The sequence below is a fragment of the Sphingopyxis sp. genome (assembly GCF_035686825.1).
Lineage (GTDB): Bacteria > Pseudomonadota > Alphaproteobacteria > Sphingomonadales > Sphingomonadaceae > Sphingopyxis.
In genome coordinates this window covers 367605-383497 of the sequence record NZ_DASRYZ010000007.1, presented here as the reverse complement: position 1 = coordinate 383497, position 15893 = coordinate 367605, and the positions used below count along the sequence as shown (strand labels likewise).

Here is a 15893-nt window from a genome sequence, read left to right as displayed (position 1 = left end):
CATCCTTCCCCAGCACAACAACGACGGGCATGCTCGTTTATCGGCACAAAAATGGCCGGGACAATGTCCCGGCCATTTGCTGCCACCCTTACTCTACCATTTATATCCGAGTTCGATGCCGATCGTGCGCGGCCGCCCGACCGATTCATAGAGATCGATCGGCGCATAGGGCGTGATGCGGGTATTGACCGCAAACACCGTACGCTTGTCGAACAGATTGCGGGCAAAGAGCGATGCGCTGACCGGACCATGGCTCCATCCGACATAGGCGTTGAAAAGCCAGTAGGACGAAATCGTCGGGTAGCGCTGACCCAACGTCGGCAGGTTCATACGAGACTTGCCCTTGTAATTGCCGTTGAACGAGGCGGTGATCGTGTCCTCGTCGTTGAGGTCATGCTCATAATTGAGCGAGAAGGTCCCGCTGTGACGCGGCGCGGAGGGCAAGGGCGTGCCCTTGGTGCCGACGATCGCGCACGGAATATCGGCACCCGGAACGCCGCTGCCATCGCCCGACTCCACACAGAAGTCCTTGGTCAGCGTCGCCTTGGTATAGGCATAACCGCCCTGGAAGCTCAGCGTGTCGGTAATATTGCCAGACAGCTCGAACTCGAAGCCCTTGCTTTCGGCTTCCTTGCCGTTGAAGACCGCCGGCCAGAAGTTGACAGCGGTAAAGCCGCCGATCTGCGGGTCCTTCCATTTGGCGAGGAAGACGTCGGCGGTGTAACGCCATCCATTATCGAAGCGCCCCTTTACCCCGATCTCGAAATTGTCGACCGAGTCCGGTTCATAGTTGAGGAGCGACGCCGGCTCGCGAATGAAACCGGTCAGCGCGAAGGCATTCGCGCCGCCGCGCCGGAAGCCCTGCGAGAAGGTCGCATAAACGCGGTGACCGTCCGAATATTCATAAGTCGCGTTCAAACGGAATTTCGCATCCGAGAATTTCGCCGAATTGACGCTGCTCTCGGATATTCCGAACACCGGAAGGATATTGTCGACCGAGCGCTTCAGCTTTTGCTCGAACACCCGAACGCCGGCGGTGAGGTCGAGGCCCTCGATCGCGTGCCAGGTGACTTCGCCGAAGGCGGCTTTCTCGATAAAGCGATTGGTGCCCGAGACCGCAAAGATGAATTCTTCCGGACCGAGCGGGCCGAGGCCGGGGGTCGTCACGCCGGGAAGCTGATTATAGGCCTGTTGTCCCGGCGCATGACCGTTCCACGCGGTTCGCGCCTTCTCGTTCTGATAGTAGAGACCCACGGTATAATCGATCGGGCCGTCGCCGTTCGACACGAGGCGCAGTTCCTGCGTCTTCGAGGTCGTGCGGTCGGAATATTGGTAGATCGCATTGTATCGCGGATTGATCGGCGAACCGGAGTAATAGGGAAGATAGGCGGGCGGCAATCCGAGATTGCCCCACGTGCCGTCGACCCAAACCTCGCCGTCGGTTTTGAAGTAGCTGGACGTCGACGACAGGGTGGCGAAACCGAGGTCGTAGCTCATGTCGAGCGTCGTCATGTTCGAGGTGCGCTCGAACGGCTGGCGACTGCGCGCCACGACCTCATATTCGCCCGTGTCGGGATAGCTGATCGACGGCGCCAGCGGATCGGGACCACCGTCGTAGGCGGGCGTATCGTTCGACGGTCCGAACCCCTTCAGGCGCGACAGATTGTGCGCGAGCGTGATGTCGAGTTCGGCGACCGGCTGCCAGCGGATGGCGCCGCGGATATTGGTCACACGCGACGTGTTCGCGTCCTTCTTATTGTAGACCGAGGGCGCGCTCGTCTGCGGCTGGCTGGGATCGGCCAGGATCGGCTTGCCGATCGGATCATCGCTGCCGCGCGCGAATATCCCGTAGGTGTCGATAAAACCGCCTTCATAATCGTGGCTCGCCGAGAGGCGCACCGCCAGCGTTTCGCCGACCGGGATGTTGACGAGCCCACCGAAGCCGTAATCATAGTCCTTGGAATGCGCGATATCGGCGGCGCTCGCCTTGAGGCGGCCTTCGAAGCGGCCCAGCGCAGGCTGGTTGGGAATCAGACGAATGGTTCCGCCGAGCGCGCCCGATCCGTAGAGGGTGCCCTGCGGGCCGCGCAGGACTTCGACGCGCTCGATGTCCTCGACCTGGAAGTAGCTCGCATAGGGCGCGTTGCCGAGATAGGTTCCGACCGGATTCTGCTCGAGCGCCACGCCGTTGCGGTTGTTGGCCGACGCGTTCAGCCCGCGCATGATCTGGCGCTGGGCACCGAGGAACTGGTTGCCGCTCGACGTCACCACCAGGTTGGGAACCTGACGCGACAGATCCTCGAGCGTTGCCACACCCGAGCGCTCGATCGACTCCGCGGTCACGGCCGTGATGTTATACGGAATCTGCGTGACATCCTGCTGGCGGCGATTGGCCGTCACGACGATATCGTTGCTGGAGCTTGTCTCTTCCGCTGCCGGTGTCGCGGCCGGCGCATCCTGCGCCAGCGCGGGCTGCGTTGCCAGCGAAGCCAGCGCACCGCTCAGCGCCGTAACCCCCAGAAGCCGGACCAAATGAATGTCCCTCGACCGCATATCTAATCCTCCCATGTCGAGACAGACAGCATCGCCTAGCCGATGCCGCCGCTCCTCCGCCGGGCCTGCAAACTTTAGCCGCATTCACCCGTTCGCATTGCAGATACTCGATATTTGTTGGCATTGCAAGATGGATGATCGCGATGTGACGCGCGATGGACAGCGAGAGAACGAGCGCCGATCTATCAAGATTATTAGTCTAACTATATGATTTTATATGTATTTATTAATCCGTTCTTCGATCATGGCGCACGCCATCCATGAAGCTCAATCGCGAATTTGCGCCAAGTCCGCTCGAATCATATCGACTTGGAGAAGCGCACGAGGCCACGCGATTCGCAGTGGGAGGTCGAGGAAATGCGCGTTTGACAGCACTTCGAGGCTCCGATCGAGCGCGGGCGGATATCGTTCGCCGGGCACGATGATTGGAGCTGCAATCGAAAACCGAACCGCAAAATGCGAAAAGGCCGGACAATACTCGATTTTAATTGAACTTTTCACAGGCCTCGATAGGCAAGACGAACGCCCTCGACCATCGACACGATCTGGATCGGCATCCACGTTCGAAAAATCCGGGAACCCTGACGCATGTTGCCTTCGAAAGAGGAATTGGCCGAAGCGGCGCGTCTCGTCAGGAGCGGCCGGGCAGCCGTCGCCGTGGACCATCTCCGGTCATGGACGAGTGATGCGACCTCCTTTGGACCGGCGCACGCCCTCTACCTCGAAGCATTGATCGCACTCGGCCGGCGCAAGGACGCCATCGAGGTGCTCGACACCGCAATCGCGACCGGACCCGAAGCGCCCGACGCGCATGACGCGCTCGCCTTTTTCGCGTTGCAACTCGATCGTCACACGCTTTCCAACCGCCTGTATCGACGCGCGACGGAGTTGCAGCCCGACGACGCCCAGTTCTGGTACAATTATGCGACGAGCGAGCGCAGCCTCGGTCGGCTTTCGCACGCGCTCGAGGCGTGCGAGCGCGCGATGGCAATCGACCCCGCCATGCGTCCTGCGATCCTGCTGCGATCCGAATTGGCGCGCGCAACGCCGGAACAAAACAATGTCGAGGACTTGCAGGCGCGCATTGCGCGCGACCCGCATGCTTCAGACACGATGTTCCTTTCCTACGCGCTCGGAAAAGAGCTGCACGAGCTCGGCCTGTTCGACGAAGCTTTCGCGGCGTTCGAACGCGGCGCCACGGCCAGGCGGCGCAGTCTTCGCTATGATGTTGCGATGGACGAGGACAAGATGCGGCGCATCGCCGCAGCCTTCGGATCCGCCTCGCCGCTGTCGCCGCAGGAGCCGGCGGGCCGGCCTATCTTCATCATCGGTCTGCCGCGGTCGGGAACGACGCTCACCGAACGCATCCTCGGTGGATTGCCTCACGTCCGCTCGAACAATGAAACGAACAATTTCTCCTCCGCGCTGCTTCGCCACGCGCCGGCGGCGGGAGGCGATGTGTTCGAGCGGGCAGCGAAGGCAGACTTCGCTGCGGTCGCCGGCGAATATGAGGATCTCGCCGGCGGGAATGATCACCCCGGCCCGATCATCGAGAAGCTTCCCTTCAACTATCTTTATGTCGGCGCCATCCTTCGGGCCTTTCCACGCACGCCGATCATATGGGTCCGGCGCGATCCGGTCGATTCCTGCTTCGCCATGTTCCGCACGCTGTTCGGCGCCGCCTATCCCTTCAGCTATGATTTCGACGAACTCGCCCGATATTATGCCGCCTATGATCGCCTGATGCGCCACTGGACTTCGCTGTTCGGCGAGCGCCTGATCCGCGTCGATTATGAACGGCTGGTCGCCGAGCCCGGGACGGTTGCGCCCTGGCTCGCCGACCGGTGCGGCCTTCCCTGGCACGACAGCGCGCTCGATATTGCGCAGAACAGCGCCGCTTCGCTCACCGCCAGCGCGGCGCAGGTGCGCGGGGGGATTTATACCAGTTCATCGGGGATCTGGCGGAACTACGGGACGCATCTTGCCCCGCTCAGGGAGAAGCTGATCGCGAACGGGATCGCGCTGACCTGAGAGCCAGGCTCGCGCTCAGCCCTCCTGTCCGGGTTTGATGCGCGCGCCGCGGAGCGTCAGGCTGAACAAGGCGGCGGGAAGATACATGACGGCGACAAGACCGATGAACCCCATGGCTCCGAAACGCTCATATCCCCATCCCGCGACGCCGCCCCCGGCGGCATAGCCAATCTGAAGCGCGAAATACCATCCGCCATATGTCGTCGCGAACGCCGCGGTCCCGAATTGCCGCTTGGTCAAGGTAATCCAGAGCACTTCGCCCGCTCCGAAGGCATAGCCGCAGCTTATCGCCGCAACGAGGGCAAGCCCCGCGCTGCCATTCGTCTGAATTCCGGCGAAGGCAAGAAGGCCCGCGAAGATCGCCGCGGCGATGAGCAGCCCGCTCCAGCGCGCCGGCGCCCGGTCAAGCAGCAGGCCGATCGACGCCGAACCGGTGAGGCTCCCCACCGCGGTCAGGCCGAGAAATGTCGCGGCCAGCGACGCCGATATTCCCGCGCTCTCGAGGACGAGTTGCTCCTGCGTCAGGACCGCTATCGATGCCATGCCGATGCCGATCACCGAAAGCAGCATCGGCGCCGCGACCCAAAGCTGTACACGGCCGAGCGCCGCCCGCCAGTCGAGGACCGCGCCATCTCCCGCCGATGCCTCCGCCGTTTCGGCGTCGCTCGCCGAGACGAGGCCTCCGTCCGGCGCCAGCCCCAAAGCCGACGGCGATGCCGGCCCGCGTGCAAGCAGGCCGATCAGAATGACGGCGGCGACCATCGCCGCAGCGATGATGGCGGCCGCCATACGCCATCCGAAAATCTGAAGGAGGGCGTCGGTTGCGGGCGCCATGATGAAGCCGCCCGCGGAACCGCCTGCCCAGATGATCGCCATGGCGGTCGCGAAGCGGCGCGAAAACCATCGCGTCACGATGATCGGAACCGCGATGACCAGCGTCACCTTGCCAATGCCCATCATCAGGCGAAGCAGATAGAGCGACTCGATGCTGGATATCAGGGGAAGCATCGCAAAACCTGCCGCCTGCATGAGCAGGCCGGCGAATATGATGTGCCACGGATTGAAACGCCTGATCAGCGGCCCCGACAAAAGCGCCATCGGCGCCGCGAACCACATCGCCGAAACGGCCGCGCCGGTCTGCGTTGCCGACCAGCCATATTCGGCGCCGAGCGGATGGGCGAGGACGATGAAGGAATAGATGCTCACGCCGAAGAGCGCGAGCGTGCAAAGGAAGAGCGCAAGGACGATACGCCACCCGAAATATATGCGCGCAGGGCCCCCGGCCTGGAGGAGCTCGACTTCGTTCATCGCCGTTCCCATCTGATGATATCCTCCGCTATCGCCCTACGGCCCGAACCCATGGCCCTGAAACACGACAGCCCTGCCCCGGTCGGACCGGAGCAGGGCTGCTGTCTAGCCGGATGCGTCTCGTCTCCCGGGCTCAGGGATAGTCGATCGCGAAGCTGTATTTGGGATCATAATGCGCTTCCCAATAGCCTTCCCAGATCTGGCGGGTGATCGGGCCGACCTGGCCGCCGCCGACCTGCTTCCCGTCGAGTTCGGTGATCGGCATGACGCCGCCCGCGGTGGTGCAGACGAAGATTTCGTCGGCGTGGTACAGGTCGTCGACCGGGACGAAATCGACGACGGTCTTGTACCCCTTCGCCGCTGCGACCTCGAGCACGGTCTTGCGCGTGACGCCTTCGAGAACGCCGCGCGAGGGCGTCGACAGCACGCCATCCTTGATCACGCAGACATTGTAGCCGCCGCCTTCGGTGATATTGCCGTCGCCGTCGGGAAGCAGCGAATAGACCGCGCCGCGGTCCATCGCCTCGAGCCAGCCGCGCACGAAATCGCCCCACTGCAGATTCTTGATCGTCGGATCCATCGCGCCGGGCGGCGTACGCCGCACCGTGCGCGTCACCACCGCCGGACCGCCGGTCATCTGCATCTCGGGCCGCATCGCCCAGACATAGGGCATGACCATCAGATAGAGATTATTCTCGTACGATTGATATTCGCGGATGAACTTGAGGCCGCGCGTCACGATCAGTTCGACATAGGCATCGCGAATGCCGCTCTTTGCGACCATCTCGACGAGCTTCTCGCGGACCGATGCGCGATCCATCGGCATGCGCAGGCGCATTTTCTCGCAGCTCGCTTCCAGCCTTTCGAGATGGTCGTCGAGCCGGAAGAAGCGCCCGTCCCAGACGGCGGGAACGTCATAGGTCAGATCGGACCGGAGGAAGCCCTGATCGAGGATCGGAATGCGCGCTTCGGCAAGCGGATAGAGCTCGCCCTCGATCCATGCGACACCGCCCGCGAGCGGGTTCGAACTCGCCGCCAATAGCTCGTTGCGCTTCTGGTGAGCGCCCAACACCGCTTCCATCGAATACATGTCCTGCTCCCATCCCTGAACTGCGCCAATGCGCACCGAAGCTCGCGGCCACCAAGCGACCGGCGTCTGGGATGAAGCTCCGCTATCTCCGGACCGATGTCAAGAGATAATCAATAAACATCGACTATTTCTCATCCTCAGTCCGGAGGCCTCCTGCCCCTCCTTGCGCCGTACGCACAGGAGATCGGCGTCCATCCCCACGAGAGACGCGCGCCGGCCCAGACAGGGTGCGCGCTCGAAAACCCGGTTTTCAAAGTCATTTTTAACAGAGTTCGACAATCCGGCCGACTTGTCATCCGCGTGCGGCCGCCCCCTTCGCTTTTGCCTTCAGTGGCCGCGAGCCCGATCGCAGGCATGACGCATCGCCGGAGACCGCGCCGCCACGAATGGAATTTACATAATATATATCGATATGGAGCCGCCCGGAGCTGCGGCATCGCCAGCCTCAGTTCCCCGGCGCGAAGGTGACAACGAGAACATCGCGGCACCCCCCGGAAACTTTCGCGGTCGCACTTACGGGCGTGACATCGTGGAGGAGCCTGCGGTCGTCGAAGAAAAGCGCCTCGCCCGGCTCCGTCATCGTAAAACTCGCCAAATGGCCGCCGCCAGGTGTCCAGAGGCGTGTCACACCCCCATCGACACCATCGCGCGCGATCAGCATCGCGAAGCCGGCCGTGACCCCATCGCGGTGGCGCCCCTCGGGCGTGGGAAGACCGGCGTCGCGCCCGATCGCCTCGATCCGGAACTGGTGCACTTCGGCGCGCCAGCTTTCCACGATCGGTGCCAAGGGAGCATATAGCGCGCGGCAGCATTCGAGAATTCGCGCGAGCGTGATGCTGCCGGCCACATCCTCCGACAAAGGCGCAAACCATCGATCGATACCGCCGTTGAGCCTGTTGTGCCCGAGGCTCTGGTAATGCGGCCGCGCGGGAACGGGCGTAATCAGGCGCGAACCTATATCGAAGACGCCATATCGCCGCCGCCGGTAGCTGCCGCCGTCGGCCATATAGGCATCTAGAGGCATTGCATCCCAACCGCCGGCAAAACGCCGCCAATCGCTTTCGTCGGCGCCGAGCATAGCCCTCATCTCCGCCGCGGCCTGACGCGCCCATCCGTCCCTCGACAGCCGGGCCGAAATATCCGCCCGCGAGTCCCGCCGGTCGTCGCGCTCGGGCACGGCAGCGCCCGCGTCCGGCACGGGCTCAGGCCTTCCGAGTGTCAGCAAAAGGCGGTCATAGCGCCGCAATGGCTATGATCTCGACCTTGTAGCCCGGTGCGGCGAGCCGGGACTCGCCGGTCGCGCGGGCCGGGGCCTGCCCCTTGGGCACCCAGGCATCCAACACCCTGTTCATCTCGGAAAAGTCGGCGATATCCGCAAGCCAGATGGTTGCGCTCAGGAGGCGCGTCTTGTCGGTTCCCGCAGCCGCCAGCAGACTGTCTATCTCGCGGAGGACCTCGCGGGTCTGGTCGCCGACGCTCTCGCCGGGCGTGCCCACCTGCCCCGACAGATACACCGTGTCCTTGTGGACAACCGCTCCGCTCATGCGCGGTCCCGTATCGATCCGCTTGATTGTCATCGCTATCTTCCTTTCATTTATCGTGACCATGCACCTGGGTCAGGCGCCATAGCGCGCGATGCCGAGATCGCGCGTCTCGATTTGCGGCGACAGCCCGCTCATCATGTCGCTGATCACGCGCGCCGAACCACATGCCATCGTCCACCCGAGCGTTCCATGGCCGGTATTGAGAAAAAGGTTGGGGACAGGCGTCGGGCCGACGACGGGCGTGCTATCGGGCGTCATCGGCCTGAGTCCCGACCAGAAGGTCGCACCTTCAAGGTTTCCGGCCGCGGGGAAAAGGCCCGAAAGCGAGTGTTCGAGCGTGCGGCGGCGACGTTCGGGAAGCTCGGCATTGAACCCCGAGACTTCGGCCATGCCGCCAACGCGGATACGGTCCCCTAAACGCGTGATCGCGATCTTGTAGCTTTCGTCGAGCAGGGTCGAGACCGGCGCACGCGCCTCCTCGATGATGGGAACGGTGATCGAATAGCCTTTGACGGGATAGACCGGGAGCCGCAGCCCGAGACTACGCACCAGCCCGGGCGAGTAGCTGCCCAGCGCGACGACGAAGGCGTCGGCCTTGACGACCCCCTTGTCGGTTACGGCGGCTTCGATGCCGCCCGCGCCCCTCACCAGCCGTTCGACCCTTTCCCCGAAGCGTAAGGTCGCACCTTGCGATCGCGCGACGTCGGCCAGCGCAGTTGTGAATTTGAAACAGTCGCCGGTTTCGTCGGCGGGCAATCGCAGCCCGCCGGCGATGTCCGCAGCGGAGTGCGCCAGCCCCGGCTCGGCCGCCACGCAACCCCGCCGGTCGAGGACCTCGAACGGAACACCGTCGCGGGCAAGGACGCCGACATCCTTGGCGATACCGTCGAGCTGCGCCTCGGTGCGAAACAGTTGCAGCGTGCCCTGCATGCGCTCGTCATAGGCGATACCCGTGGCCTCCCGGACTTCCCGAAGCTGGTCGCGGCTATATTCCGCGAGACGGACCATGCGCGCCTTGTTCTCGACGTAGCGCCGCGCCGTGCAATTGCCGAGGAGGGCGGCGAGCCAGGACAGCATCGCACAGTCGAACCGCGGTTTGAGGATCAGCGGAGCATGCTCCATGAAGAGCCACTTGAGCGCCTTGCGGGGCACGTCGGGCGCCGCCCAGGGCGAGGCATATCCCGGCGATATCTCGCCCGCGTTGGCGAAGCTCGTTTCCAGACCCGGCCCCTGCCGCCGGTCGATCAGCGTGACCTCGTGACCGGCAAGCGAAAGATAATAGGCACTCGTCACCCCGATGACGCCGCCGCCCAATATCGCGACTTTCATCACTCATACTCCCCGTTCCCGCGGTCCGGACCATCGGGGTACGGCCGCGGACCGCAGCGTTTCGCGCTCTCCCTCATCCCTGTCCCTTTTACCGAATCGCCTTCCGGCATCTCCTGCCCCACCATAAGCTTTTAATCGATTAATATCGATAATATTCGTCACGCCATCGAGGAAGCCGGGATGAGAGCCGGGGTCGCGGTCTTGGCCTTGCTACGAAACACACTCTATTTGTTGGCGAGTTTTCTAGCGATGACTGCAAAGTTCCGCGGGTCGGCTCGATCGTTGACGCAGGAAATCATATTAGATATAAATCGATAATAGATGGAATTGCGTGCGCGGAGCGACTGCCGCGATCGACCGGGAGGCCTGTCAGTGATCGACGCGATGAGGCGAAAACGCCTCGACATGTTTTGCGCAGCCCGGCCATGACCGCGTTCGACTGGGAAGATGCGTTCTGCCTCGAGTCCCAGTTGGAACCCGACGAGCGGATCGTTCGCGACGCAGCGCGGGCATTTGCGCAGGAGCGCCTGCTTCCCTGCGTGAACGAGGATTTCGGCGACGATTATTCGGATCCGGCATTGTTCCGGGAAATGGGCGAACACGGGCTGCTCGGGATCGTCATGCCCGAAGCCTTCGGATGCGCGGGAGCATCCTATGTCGCATATGGTCTCGTCGCCCGCGAGATCGAGCGCATCGACACCGGCTATCGTTCGATGATGAACGTGCAGTCGAGCCTCGTCATGTACCCCATCCTTCGCTATGGCTCGCCCGAACAGCGCAAGCGGTATCTGCCCGCGCTGGCGCGGGGCGAGCTGATCGGATGCTTCGGCCTCACCGAACCCGGATCGGGGTCGGATGCGAGCGCGATGGAGACGCGCGCGGTCGACATCGATAGCGGCTACCGGCTTGTCGGACAGAAGACCTGGATTTCGAACGCCCCGATCGCCGACCTGTTCATCGTCTGGGCGCGCAGCGAAGCCCATGGCGGGGCCATACGCGGCTTCATCATCGAAAAGGGCGCCAAGGGCCTGTCGACGAAGAAGATACGCAACAAGCTCTCGATCCGGACCTCGATCAATGGCGAGATCCACCTCGACGATGTCGTGGTCGGCCGCGATGCGATCATGCCAACCGCGCTCGGGCTTCGGGCTCCCCTCGACTGCGTCAATCGCGCCCGATACGAGATTTCCTGGGGCGTCATGGGCGCGGCCGAAAGCTGTTACGCGGCCGCACGCCAATATGGTCTCGATCGCCGCCAGTTCGGGCGGCCGCTCGCCGCAACGCAGCTCTATCAGAAGAAGCTTGCCGACATGGCAACCGAGATCGGCCTCGGCCTCCAGGCGTCGCTCCGGGTGGGCCGCCTCATCGATGCCCACGAATATTCGCCCGAGATGATCTCGATCATCAAACGGAACAATGTCGGCAAGGCGCTCGACATCGCGCGCAAGGCCCGGGACATGCTCGGAGGAAACGGAATTTCGGCGGGTTTCGATGTCATTCGCCACATGAACAACCTCGAGGCCGTGAGCACTTACGATGGAACCGACGACATCCACACGCTCATTCTGGGCCGCGCGATCACCGGCATTTCGGCGTTCTAGCGATGCCCTGGAACCCCGGGCAGACGGGCGCGGGAGCGGAAAGACAAGAAACTTCCGCCGGAGCGCCTGCCACCCGCTCCTGCCACGTGGACGGTTGACACTTCCCCGCGCTTCGCCCGATGGAAGCGCCCGGACAGGAGCGGGCGGACGTCGTGCCAAATATAGCGAACCCCAAAAGACGATATGACAATTCCGAACAGGGACGGCGCGACGAGGTCGCCCTCGCGACATCGAATGTGATCGCGCGGGTCGGCCTCGAAGGCACGTCGATGCGCGAAATTTCGCAGGAAATGGGCGTCAGCACGGGCGTGCTCACCTATCATTTCCGCAACAAGGAAGAATTGCTCGATTTCGTCTTCGACAATATGGTCGAACTTCTCGAAGAGCGGCGTCATTTCGATATCTTCGAAACCGTCGAGGCATTCCGGGACGCCCTCCTTGCCTCCATGCCGTCGACCGAAGAATTGCGACGCTGGTGGAAAGTCTGGCTGGCCTTCACGACCGGCGCCTATTCGCGACCGGCACAGCGGATGCGGCAGATCGATCTCAGTAACCGGGTCAATGCCACCTGGAGAGCCAGTCTGGAGCGATTGCGCGGCCTCGGTTTGCTGCGCCCCGATATCGACATCGACCATGAGACCGCTACTCTCGGCTATCTTTTCGACGGCATGGGCCTCAACGGGGTCTATTATCCGGACCTGCCCGCCGCCGAACATCACAAAGCCGTCATCGACGCGTTTTTCTCCCGCATCCGGGCCTGATCCCGACCTCTCGCAGAAGCAGGATTGACGGCAGTATCATATTGTGAGATCAACATTACAACAGTTGTAATAATATGAGATGCAACGCCACTCCGGTTGGGCGTTCCGGGAACCGTTCGCGCAGGACGGGCGCCGAACCGATACGGAAAGAGGAGAGATTCCATGAGCACAGACCTGGCACATGCACGTGCGGAAGCGCACGAACGAGCGAACTCCGTGCCGCTCGATGCGATTAATCTTACCGACACCGCGCTATGGGCGAGCGATTCGGTACTCCCCTATTTCGAGCGCCTGCGACATGAGGATCCGGTGCATTATCATCCGTCCGGGCAACATCCCGGCGGCGCCTATTGGTCGGTCACGCGGTTCCACGACATCGTCGCGGTCGACAGCGACCATAATAATTTCTCGTCGAGCCCCAATATCACGCTCGACGATGATTTCGCACCAGGCTTCATCGCAATGGACCCGCCGAAGCACGACGTCCAGCGCAAGGCCGTCACCCCGTCGGTCTCGCCGGGCCGTCTGCGCGATCTCGAACCGCTCATCCGCAGCAGGATGCAGAAATGTCTCGACGACCTGCCTGTCGGCGAGCCGTTCGACTGGGTCGACAAGGTCTCGATCGAGCTCACCGGGCAGATGCTTGCGACCCTTTTCGATTTCCCGTTCGAGAACCGCCGAAAGCTCACCTATTGGTCGGACATGATCTCGGCTGACCCGACGAGCCCGTTATACACACCGGACAATTGGCAGGCCGAGTTTCAGGCGGTGATGGACGAGGCCTATTCGGTGTTCATCGGACTGTGGAACGAGCGGGCGGGCGCCGAGCCGCGCGACGATCTCATCTCGATGATGGCGCACAGCCCGGCGATGAAGGACATGAGCCCCGAAGAATATCTGGGCAACCTGATGCTCCTCATCGTCGGCGGCAACGACACGACGCGCAATTCGATGACCGGTTCGGTCTATGCCATGCACCGGTTTCCCGAGCAGCGCGCGAAGCTCGACCGGGACGCGGCGCTTTTGCCCTCGATGATATCGGAGACGATCCGCTGGCAGACGCCGCTGGCCTATATGCGCCGGACCGCGACCCGCGACGTCGAACTCGGCGGCAAGACGATACGCGAGGGCGACAAGGTCGCCATGTGGTATCTGTCGGGCAACCGCGACGAAACGGTTATCGACCGACCGAACGATTATCTGATCGATCGCCCCAACGCGCGCCGCCATCTGTCGTTCGGGTTCGGGATTCATCGTTGCGTCGGCAACCGGCTCGCCGAACTCCAGCTGAAGATTCTCTGGGAAGAAATCGCAACACGCTTTCCCGAGATCGTCGTGACGGCGGAGCCCGAGCGCGTGCCGAACAGCTTCGTTCGCGGCTATAATTCGATGCAGGTCGTCATTCCCCGGCGCCTCTGAGCGCCGCCGCACTCCTGTTCACCACCACCACTCAGAAAAAGGCGCGCGTCTGACGGCGCGCGAGCGGACAATGACCAAGATCATATTTGTCGAACATGATGATACCGTCCACACGATCGAAGCCGAAGACGGGGTCTCCGTGATGGAGGCGGCGAAGAATAACGACGTGCCCGGCATCGATGCCGATTGCTTCGGCGCCTGCGCCTGCGCGACCTGCCACGTCTATGTCGATCCGGCATGGTTCGAAAAGACCGGCGAACGCAGTGCAATGGAGAATGACATGCTCGAAATCGCCGAAGGCGTGGAAGCCAATTCGCGCCTCGCTTGCCAGATCATGATCGACGCCTCGCTCGACGGGCTGACGGTCCGAATGCCCGAAAGCCAGCACTGACCGGCGCCGATCGCCGTCGATGCCGGGCTGCGCTTGCGCCCGGCATCCTGCGCACGAGGGATTGCCGTCTGCCCGTCGGAACGCCCGCAAAGATATTCGTCACGCGGGCCGCCGCCCCGAAAAGCTGCATCGCCTGAGAATGGAACCCGCCGTTCGGCGGCTAGGCTGCGCGGCCCGACTGGTAGATAAATTCCGCGCCGGACAGGTCGATTTGCGGTAACTCGTCGCGTTCCCGCCAATAATCCTGGTTGTGCATCCACTCGGGCTTGTCGCCGCGCACAGGCATCTCCGCCAATCCCCGCACGATATAGCCCGGGTTGAAATTCTCGCTATCGATCCAGGGCAGCAAGGACATGTCGCGATCCTCTTCGCGCAACGCGACTTCAACCTTGCGCGTGCCGCGCCGGTCCATTTCCGCCAGAAGCTTGCAGACGAAGTCGGCAACCAGATCGACCCGCAAGGTCCAGCTGGCGCGGAAATAGCCCATGACCCAGACGAGGTTCGGCACGCCCGTGAACATCATTCCCCGGTAGTTCACGGTTTCGTGCCAGTCGACCGGCCGCCCGTCGACCTCGAATTCGATCTTGCCCATCATCAGCAACCGGAAGCCGGTGGCGGCAACGACGATATCGGCCTCGAGCTCTTCGCCCGATTTCGTCACGATTCCCGTGCGGGTGAAGTGATCGATTTCGTCGGTGACGACGTTCGCGCGGCCGCTGCCGAAGGCTTGGAAGAGATCGCCATCGGGACAATAAGCAAGCCTTTGCTGCCAGACGCGGTAGCGCGGCACGAAATGCGGATCGAACTCGAAACTTTCGCCGGCATAGTCCCGAATGGCGACTTTGAGTTCCTCGAAGAGCGCGTCGGGTTCCTCGACCGCGCGGCGCGCCAGAAGCTCCTGATCATGAAGGACTTCGGCACGAACCACGCGGTGGATCGTCGGTTCGTCGATCCCGATTTCCCGCAGCCTGTCGGCAAGCTCGTTCTTGTTCGGAGCGCAATAGAAATAGGTCGGCGAGCGCTGCAGCATGGTGACCTGCGCCGCCTTCTCGGCGAGCGCGGGCACCAGCGTCGCCGCTGTTGCGCCCGAGCCGATGACCACGACCCGCTTTTCCGAATAGTCCAGTTCGGGGTCCCACTGCTGCGGATGGATGATTCGCCCCGCAAAGTCGCCCATCGCGGGCCATTCGGGGAGATAGGGCTTTTCGTGATCGTAATAGCCCTGGCACATCCAGAGGAAATTCGCGGCGAAGACTATCTTTTTCTCGTCACCATTGCGGACCGCTTCGACCAGCCAGCTTGCATCCGAACTGCTCCAGCGGCAGGTCTCGACGCGGTGACCATATAGGATCCTGTCGGTGAACCCGCCCTCCGCAATTGCCTCTTCGAGATAACGCAGGATTTCGCTCCGGCCGGCGACGGGCGGACCGACCCATGGCTTGAACCTGTAGCCGAAGGTGTAGAGGTCGGAATCGGACCGGACGCCCGGATAGCGATGGGTATCCCACGTCCCCCCGTAGCTGTTCTTCGCCTCGAGGATCAGGAAATCCTTGTCCGGAAGCTGCTCCCTCATATGATGGGCCGCGCCGATGCCCGAAATTCCGGCACCGATGATCAAGACGTCTACCCGGATGATCTCCCCGGCAACTTCCTCCGCGATATGGCTCATATTTTGCTTTCCGCTTCCGGCACCTGTCGGCCCGCTCCCGTCCTGCCGGATCAATGCAGCGCTTTCGAATAGCGGCGCATATTCCTCGCCATTGCGCCCACCTTAATGCCGCAGAGGCGTAGCTGCAATATTTTTCGATAAATATCGACTCTTATCGAGATCAAACGGCCAAAACACGAAAATACGCGCCGAATTCG

General features: G+C 62.4%; 12 protein-coding genes. 5 read left to right on the top strand and 7 right to left on the bottom strand.

The genetic code is table 11. The features are described 5' to 3' along the window. Positions 1–93: 93 nt before the first annotated feature. Positions 94–2532: a TonB-dependent receptor gene (locus tag VFG17_RS19700; RefSeq protein WP_325031066.1), complete on the bottom strand. Its 2439-nt coding sequence runs from the start codon at positions 2530–2532 to the stop codon at positions 94–96. Between the two features lie 609 nt (positions 2533–3141). On the opposite strand from VFG17_RS19700, the gene VFG17_RS19695 reads away from it, so the two are divergent. Then, positions 3142–4584 (top strand): tetratricopeptide repeat-containing sulfotransferase family protein, encoded by a 1443-nt coding sequence (locus VFG17_RS19695; protein ID WP_325031065.1) that lies wholly within the window; start codon positions 3142–3144, stop codon positions 4582–4584. A 15-nt stretch (positions 4585–4599) separates the two neighbouring features. Here VFG17_RS19695 and VFG17_RS19690 read toward each other — a convergent pair whose 3' ends face one another. The 5 genes from VFG17_RS19690 to VFG17_RS19670 all read right to left on the bottom strand — a co-directional run bounded on the left by VFG17_RS19690 (position 4600) and on the right by VFG17_RS19670 (position 9855). Continuing rightward, the gene (locus VFG17_RS19690) at positions 4600–5892 is read right to left on the bottom strand and encodes an MFS transporter (protein WP_325031064.1); all 1293 of its coding nucleotides are present in this window, start codon (positions 5890–5892) and stop codon (positions 4600–4602) included. A gap of 133 nt (positions 5893–6025) precedes the next feature. Continuing rightward, positions 6026–6982 (bottom strand): aminotransferase class IV, encoded by a 957-nt coding sequence (locus tag VFG17_RS19685; protein WP_325031063.1) that lies wholly within the window; start codon positions 6980–6982, stop codon positions 6026–6028. A gap of 445 nt (positions 6983–7427) precedes the next feature. Next, entirely contained in the window at positions 7428–8060 is a 633-nt protein-coding gene (locus VFG17_RS19680) for a 2OG-Fe dioxygenase family protein (RefSeq protein WP_325031062.1), read from the bottom strand. A 154-nt stretch (positions 8061–8214) separates the two neighbouring features. Then, positions 8215–8559: a RidA family protein gene (locus tag VFG17_RS19675; RefSeq protein WP_325031061.1), complete on the bottom strand. Its 345-nt coding sequence runs from the start codon at positions 8557–8559 to the stop codon at positions 8215–8217. 39 nt (positions 8560–8598) lie between these two features. Further along, positions 8599–9855 carry a D-amino acid dehydrogenase gene (locus VFG17_RS19670; RefSeq protein ID WP_325031426.1) on the bottom strand — a complete coding sequence of 419 codons (1257 nt, stop codon included), beginning with the start codon at positions 9853–9855 and terminating at the stop codon, positions 8599–8601. A 425-nt stretch (positions 9856–10280) separates the two neighbouring features. On the opposite strand from VFG17_RS19670, the gene VFG17_RS19665 reads away from it, so the two are divergent. The 4 genes from VFG17_RS19665 to VFG17_RS19650 all read left to right on the top strand — a co-directional run bounded on the left by VFG17_RS19665 (position 10281) and on the right by VFG17_RS19650 (position 14027). Then, positions 10281–11456 carry an acyl-CoA dehydrogenase family protein gene (locus VFG17_RS19665; protein WP_325031060.1) on the top strand — a complete coding sequence of 392 codons (1176 nt, stop codon included), beginning with the start codon at positions 10281–10283 and terminating at the stop codon, positions 11454–11456. 152 nt (positions 11457–11608) lie between these two features. Then, positions 11609–12217 carry a TetR/AcrR family transcriptional regulator gene (locus tag VFG17_RS19660; RefSeq protein WP_325031059.1) on the top strand — a complete coding sequence of 203 codons (609 nt, stop codon included), beginning with the start codon at positions 11609–11611 and terminating at the stop codon, positions 12215–12217. Between the two features lie 162 nt (positions 12218–12379). Continuing rightward, on the top strand, positions 12380–13636 hold the full coding sequence (locus tag VFG17_RS19655; RefSeq protein ID WP_325031058.1) for a cytochrome P450: 1257 nt from the start codon (positions 12380–12382) through the stop codon (positions 13634–13636). 70 nt (positions 13637–13706) lie between these two features. Further along, positions 13707–14027, top strand: a complete 321-nt coding sequence (locus tag VFG17_RS19650; RefSeq protein ID WP_325031057.1) for a 2Fe-2S iron-sulfur cluster-binding protein — start codon at positions 13707–13709, stop codon at positions 14025–14027. A gap of 160 nt (positions 14028–14187) precedes the next feature. Here the strand turns inward: VFG17_RS19650 and VFG17_RS19645 are convergent, their stop codons facing one another. After that, entirely contained in the window at positions 14188–15696 is a 1509-nt protein-coding gene (locus tag VFG17_RS19645; protein WP_325031056.1) for an NAD(P)/FAD-dependent oxidoreductase, read from the bottom strand. Between the last annotated feature and the right edge of the window lie 197 nt (positions 15697–15893).

What these genes read in the sequence shown, in the direction of transcription:
- VFG17_RS19695 (WP_325031065.1), top strand. Translation starts at nt 3,142, where the DNA reads ATGTTGCCTTCGAAAGAGGAATTGGCCGAAGCGGCGCGTCTCGTCAGG.
- VFG17_RS19690 (WP_325031064.1), bottom strand. Translation starts at nt 5,892, where the DNA reads ATGAACGAAGTCGAGCTCCTCCAGGCCGGGGGCCCTGCGCGCATATAT.
- VFG17_RS19685 (WP_325031063.1), bottom strand. Translation starts at nt 6,982, where the DNA reads ATGTATTCGATGGAAGCGGTGTTGGGCGCTCACCAGAAGCGCAACGAG.
- VFG17_RS19680 (WP_325031062.1), bottom strand. Translation starts at nt 8,060, where the DNA reads ATGCTCGGCGCCGACGAAAGCGATTGGCGGCGTTTTGCCGGCGGTTGG.
- VFG17_RS19675 (WP_325031061.1), bottom strand. Translation starts at nt 8,559, where the DNA reads ATGACAATCAAGCGGATCGATACGGGACCGCGCATGAGCGGAGCGGTT.
- VFG17_RS19670 (WP_325031426.1), bottom strand. Translation starts at nt 9,855, where the DNA reads ATGAAAGTCGCGATATTGGGCGGCGGCGTCATCGGGGTGACGAGTGCC.
- VFG17_RS19665 (WP_325031060.1), top strand. Translation starts at nt 10,281, where the DNA reads ATGACCGCGTTCGACTGGGAAGATGCGTTCTGCCTCGAGTCCCAGTTG.
- VFG17_RS19655 (WP_325031058.1), top strand. Translation starts at nt 12,380, where the DNA reads ATGAGCACAGACCTGGCACATGCACGTGCGGAAGCGCACGAACGAGCG.
- VFG17_RS19650 (WP_325031057.1), top strand. Translation starts at nt 13,707, where the DNA reads ATGACCAAGATCATATTTGTCGAACATGATGATACCGTCCACACGATC.
- VFG17_RS19645 (WP_325031056.1), bottom strand. Translation starts at nt 15,696, where the DNA reads ATGAGCCATATCGCGGAGGAAGTTGCCGGGGAGATCATCCGGGTAGAC.